Below are 5,981 nucleotides of genomic sequence, written 5' to 3'. Positions count from 1 at the left end.
ATTAGATACGTCAGACTAAGACCTATTTAACAGTCAAAATAATTTTGGAAATTAGACATTTGATCATCTCCATCTGATTCTATTTCATGTTTTTTATGATGTGCACGTGATAAAACTTTCAAGACAATAAATAAAAGAAAACAGCAAAGTAAAATAGAATATTTTGAAACGAGATGAACTAGAAATGTCCCGCAAAATGCACCTATACAAAATGATCCGATAATCGCATAGTATCGCCCACTAATTCGACCGGATTCCTTATCCTTCGTGGATAAATACTGAAATAAATGGCGTGTAGCCGAACGAAGATTTCCGGTACAGGTCATTGTCACATAAGATTGTCCAACTAAGTTTTTAAAGGTGCATCCCTGCATAGCAGAAATAAATGAAATTGAAACATTAATGATACTTGATGGAAATAAATCAGCAGTAAAAGCAATGATTGCTAGTAATATGATTTCAATGGTTAACATGCGCATACGCCAAATCCCTGGACCGATTGCCTTATAGTGTTTTCGAATCGCTTCGGTAACTAAAATTCCAATAAAATATGATAAAATCGGTGCTAGATAATATAAGGCATCTAACCAAAGTCCTTCTGCTAAAAGTATACATAAAAGGACGATATTTCCAGTCTGGGCATTCGCAAATACATGCCCCTCCAAAAGATAGGTATAAGCATCTAAAAATCCCCCAACAACAGCTAGCATCATGCCTACTTTTAATGTTTGATGAATAGGGATATACACTTTTTCTTCCATCGCCCTCCCCTCCTTTTATTAGATAAATCCAAATATTTTTAAATGAGTCTTAGCAGTTAAATCTTGTTGATGAAGATCATAATTGTCCTCAACCTAAAAGTTTTTATACAGATAAATTCTTTCTAGACTCATCTATATATTCTTGTTTTATCATATGCTGAAGTAAGAGACTAAAAGCATTATAAATCGCTAGAAAAATAAAAAAAGGAGCTATCTTTTTTCAAGATAACTCCTAAAAATAACAATATCCAAACTCAATTTTTTAAATAAATCCAAACATTTTTTATCAACTTATTCCATATAGCCCCGTCGTTGGATCTTGAAATAGTGGGATATGAATCGGATTAAAAGTGAACCAAATAAAAAGTATCACAATGACTGCAATCAAAAACAAAGCAATCATTTCATGAATTCCTTTTCCATATTTATAATTTCGATATCCAACGTACTGTCCAACTAGAAAAGCTAAAAAGACGATAAAGATATCAATTGCCATATTTTCAATACCAAAGGCACCAGTATAAAAGTAATACATAACCGGAACAGCAAGTATTGCAACGACTAAAGAGATAAATTGGCTCGTAAACCATTTCGCAGCATCAATTCGATACGTATGACGTTTCACAAAATAATAAATGGTCCACCACAAAATAGTCGGCCATAAAATAACCTTACAATGCTCCCATGTACTTTCATTCACTGGTGAGAAGATTCCCGCTACCATATTTTGTCCTGTTAAATCATAGATAAAATGAAATCCAACTGCTAAAACAAATAGCCCGATAATCCCTTTTAAAATCCATTTTTGAGGGGGGACAGTATCAAAGTATGACATGAAATCACGACTCCTTTAAACAAGGTATTTTTGAGTAATTTCTTTTAATTGTTCTTCATTTTGCTTAATATAACTTTCAAAGTCTAGTCCTGACTCTTCAACTGAAAGAGCTAGTTCATATAAAAATTCTGGAATACGTGTTTTTTGAATTTCACCAAAGACTTCACCAAGACGAGTTTTTCCTACTTCATATTTACCACCAATCCATAATGTGAAGCATTCTTCTACAGTCGCACCAACCTTTTTCTTTTTACCCGTAAATCCGATTCCACTAATTTGATGTACTCCACAAGAATTTCCACATCCTGAAAAATGAACAGCGGGAAGTACTTCTGTTTTACATTGTTTTTCCTTAAAATATTCCATTGTCTGTTTTAATACACCTTGACTATTACATAATCCAATTTGACAAGTTGGAATTCCGATACAAGCAACACTATGCTCAAACGGAGTGTCTCCTCCCATCGATTCAGTTAATTCTAACAATCCTTTTGCTTCTTTACCCGTTAAGTTTCTAAAATAAACACTTTCGGTCATAGCCAAACGAATGTCTACCCCTTCAATATTAGCTAAATAATCTAAGATTTTTTTCAAATCTGCTACTTCCAATTGTCCACCAATCGGGTGAAGATAAACACTATATAACCCTTCTTGTTTTTGTGCAAAAAGGCGTTTTGATTCTACGTCACACTCACAACCAATTTTATGAATTTCTTGTGGTGTAATATTTAATTCTAAACCACCTTTATTTTTTGCCTCATCTAAATGCTTTTGATAAGCTTCAATAAAAGCTTCTTCACCCATTCGTTCTACGATATATCGAACACGGGCCTTATTACGATTTTCATAATCACCTTCAGCTTTAAATAAATTAACCATTGCTTCTAAATGATAAAGAACATCATTTGGATTAATTAACGTTGGATATTTAACTGCTAATCTAGGATTTTGTCCAAGACCCCCACCTAAATAAACTTCAAAATAATGCTGACCTTCCTGAGTTACCGCTAAGAAACCTAAATCTTGTACGGTACAATGTCCCTCATCCGCATTACTGCTTGAAAAAGAGACTTTTAATTTACGAGGTAAATGATACGTATAAATTTGTTTTAAGAAGTAATCACCTGCGGCCCATGCATACGGTGTCACATCAAAAGCCTCAAGTGGATTTACACCAGAGAGTGGAGAAATAGCAACATTTCGTGGAAAGTTTCCACCAGCACCTCGTGTGTAAATATCATGGTCAAGTGCTTCTTCCATTAAATCACATACTTCATCAATTGATAAACCATGCAGTTGAATGGCTTGACGTGTTGTTAAATGAATTCGTTCCATATGATATTTTGTAGCCAGATTATAAACTGTATTCAACTGATCAAATGTTAACATCCCAGAAGGAATACGAAGTCGAATCATGAATTCTTTTCCACCTTTATGGGCATAGACCCCAAATCCTCCTGAGACATGTTTAAATTGCATCATATTTAGTTCACCATTAACAAATTGATGCCCCTTCTCACGAAAATCCTTCATTTCGTTACGAAGCACTTCTTTTAACTGACTCATTCTACTACCACCTTATTTTTTATAATCTACTTTTAATTTGTCTCAATAGAGGAATTTTATTCCTAGCACGTTGAGAAAAAAAGCACCTTATCAGGTGCTAGACAGGTAAATCTCTTTTCGTAAATAGATATCCCCCTAATGCATATAGAGCCAGTGCAATCATCAACAAGATGCACATAAAACCATATGCACTTTTTTCACCTGATGCTATTTGACTAGAAGGGTATAAACTAAAAATCGTAAAATATTTAAAGATTTCTAACTTTTCTCCAACATTAGATAACATCTGGATTAACAAAAATAAAATAGGCACACCCGCTCCTATTGAATAGGATAATTTAATTTCATTGCTGATGCAAGAGGCAAAAAAACAAATTCCGCTAATAGCTAAATGTAGGACGTATAAACCAATATTCATCTTAAAAAGAATCATCATATCTAACTCTCCTGGGAACATCAACTGTGCAAAACCTATCTCACCAAGTGTTATTAACATAATTAAAGCACCTAGACTTGTCCACATCACAGTTGCTTGAGTTAAGATAATTTTTCCTCTCGTGAGAGGAGAGGCTAATAAATAAGCCATTGATCCTTGATCAACATAACGCGCAACCAAACGATTGGCCAAAATGATTTCAAAAATCATGGGGAAAACGAGAAACAAAAATCCATAAAGGTACGAAGCTAGAAATTCAATTAACGTTGTTCCAGGATTCGTCATTCCAAAGGCACTCATTAACTCTGGCATTACCTGTGTAAATTGTTCTAGCACTTCTCCAAGTTTTGGATCAAACATTCCTGTAATAATCCCTGTATACATCATTAAGACAGCAAAAATAATGAGAAAAACTTTGTAGCTAGCTTTAAGTTCCCGTTTAAACAAGGTCAAATTTATCACGTTCTATCCCCTCCCATAAAAATGTAAAAACAATTCTTCTAGTGTTGGTGTTGTTGTATCTAAGTCCATAATTTTATACTCTGAGATGAGTTTTAAAAATGGAGGTAGCGTCCCCTGATAATGAACCTTAACTTTTATAGGCGAGATAAGCTTTGCATCTGTCACGTCAGTTGTGAATCTGCTAGCCTCTTCTTCTGTTGCAAATGTTAAGACATAGGATTTATGCTTTGATGCCTTAATTGAATTCACATCCTCAACCGCAATCAGATGTCCATCTTTAATCATTGCCGTTCGATCACATGTTCTTTCTATTTCTTCAAAAATATGTGATGACATAAAAATTGTTTTCCCTCTTTCTTTCTCTGACAAAATAAGTTCAATAAAACGATTTTGCATAAGAGGGTCTAGACCACTCGTCGGTTCATCTAAAATTAAAATTTCTGGATCATGCATAAAAGCACAAACAATCCCAACTTTTTGTTTCATTCCTTTAGACATCTTTTTAATTTTTCCACTCGCATTAAGCTCAAACATTTCCATTAATTCATAGGCTCGGCTTAAATCTTTCATTCCCCGTACACTAGCCGCAAATTTAATAAAGGCGATTCCTGTCATATCATCCATAAAAGCAATTTCACCCGGAAGGTACCCCAACTTTTTTTGAATACGTGATCGATCTTCCATACAGTCTAATCCATTAATTTTACAACTCCCTGAATTACCATGAATAAAACCCATTAAGTGACGAATAGTCGTCGATTTACCAGCTCCATTTGGTCCTAAAAAACCAAAGACCTCCCCCTTAGATACTGATAATGACACATTGAAGATCCCACGTCCTCCCCCGTAATCTTTCGTTAATTGATTAATTTCAATGACACTCATGTTCTTCCCCTCCTGATAAAAATCACCTTCTTAATTGCCTTTTATTCCTAAGGAAATTATATCCTCCTCAAATAGACTGGTCAACCTTATCACAGTCATTTAGACTCTATCTTCTCACTTTTTAAAAAATTATTAATCATCAAAAAATCAGCCAAATTGTCTTTGATTAAGATTACTAACACAAGACTTAAAACACCACTACAAATCCAGACTGCATAAATACTTAAATAACTAATCAAAGTTGAACCCATAATAGCACCAAAACAAAAAGAACCAATAATAATGATATAACTCAAACATTTTATTTTAGATTCTTGATGATGGTGCAAACAGTAAGCTGTCAAATTTTCCGCTGCCGAACGAAGATTCCCCGTACAAACCGTTGTCGCATAAGCAAAACCATGAAGTTTCTTAAAACTACTAATTTGCATCGCACAAATAAAAGATACCATTGAATTAACAATGATTGGAGGATAACTTAACGGATATAAGCCAACGCCAAATAACAGAATAATCTCAATCACTAAAACATATTCATGCCAATAATCATGCTTCTTTACAATTTCTGTTACAACTGCTCCCATAAAAAAAGCAATAATTGGGACAAGATAATAAAGAGCTTGAACAAAATGTCCCTGAGAAATTTGTAAGGTCAATAAAACCATGTTCCCTGTCTGAGCATTAGCAAAAACGCCCCCTCTTAATAAATAAGTATACACATCCAAAAAACCTCCAACAAAAGCTAATAAAATTCCAACTCGCATTGTTTCATGCATTTTTACTTCCTGATTCATAAATCCCCCTCCTACCTATATACAAACAGAAATGTATTTCACTATTATAAATGAGTCTCAATATTGAAGTCTTTTTGATCCTTAGGCGTCACTATAGTCCAGTTAAAAGTTTTTCACACTTGAAAAACTTTTAACTGGACTTATATATATAAGTTATGAGACAATATACATCAATTTTCTCAGAACACGTTTTCAATAACAAAAAAGAGGATGACTTTTAACAAAGTCTCCTCTTTTTATTC

Annotated in this window: 6 protein-coding genes; all 6 read right to left on the bottom strand. The window is 33.9% G+C overall.

Annotated features, from left to right (window positions below):
- Window positions 1–26: 26 nt before the first annotated feature.
- The gene (locus HMPREF9402_RS07190) at window positions 27–761 is read right to left on the bottom strand and encodes a YoaK family protein (protein ID WP_009606960.1); all 735 of its coding nucleotides are present in this window, start codon (window positions 759–761) and stop codon (window positions 27–29) included.
- 286 nt (window positions 762–1,047) lie between these two features.
- The gene (locus HMPREF9402_RS07185; RefSeq protein WP_006784158.1) at window positions 1,048–1,596 is read right to left on the bottom strand and encodes a DUF6512 family protein; all 549 of its coding nucleotides are present in this window, start codon (window positions 1,594–1,596) and stop codon (window positions 1,048–1,050) included.
- A 15-nt stretch (window positions 1,597–1,611) separates the two neighbouring features.
- Complete coding sequence (locus HMPREF9402_RS07180; protein WP_009606958.1) at window positions 1,612–3,162, bottom strand: nitrite/sulfite reductase; 1,551 nt, start codon at window positions 3,160–3,162, stop codon at window positions 1,612–1,614.
- A 97-nt stretch (window positions 3,163–3,259) separates the two neighbouring features.
- Entirely contained in the window at window positions 3,260–4,060 is an 801-nt protein-coding gene (locus tag HMPREF9402_RS07175; RefSeq protein ID WP_009606959.1) for an ABC transporter permease subunit, read from the bottom strand.
- 3 nt (window positions 4,061–4,063) lie between these two features.
- Window positions 4,064–4,945, bottom strand: coding sequence for an ABC transporter ATP-binding protein (locus HMPREF9402_RS07170; RefSeq protein WP_006784161.1), 882 nt, complete (start codon window positions 4,943–4,945; stop codon window positions 4,064–4,066).
- A 95-nt stretch (window positions 4,946–5,040) separates the two neighbouring features.
- Window positions 5,041–5,739: a YoaK family protein gene (locus HMPREF9402_RS07165; protein WP_009606957.1), complete on the bottom strand. Its 699-nt coding sequence runs from the start codon at window positions 5,737–5,739 to the stop codon at window positions 5,041–5,043.
- Window positions 5,740–5,981 lie beyond the last annotated feature (242 nt).

The sequence above is a fragment of the Turicibacter sp. HGF1 genome (assembly GCF_000191865.1).
GTDB classification, from domain to species: Bacteria; Bacillota_I; Bacilli_A; order MOL361; family Turicibacteraceae; genus Turicibacter; species Turicibacter sanguinis.
Note: the sequence above shows the minus strand (reverse complement) of the source record. Positions and strands in the feature narration are given on the sequence as shown.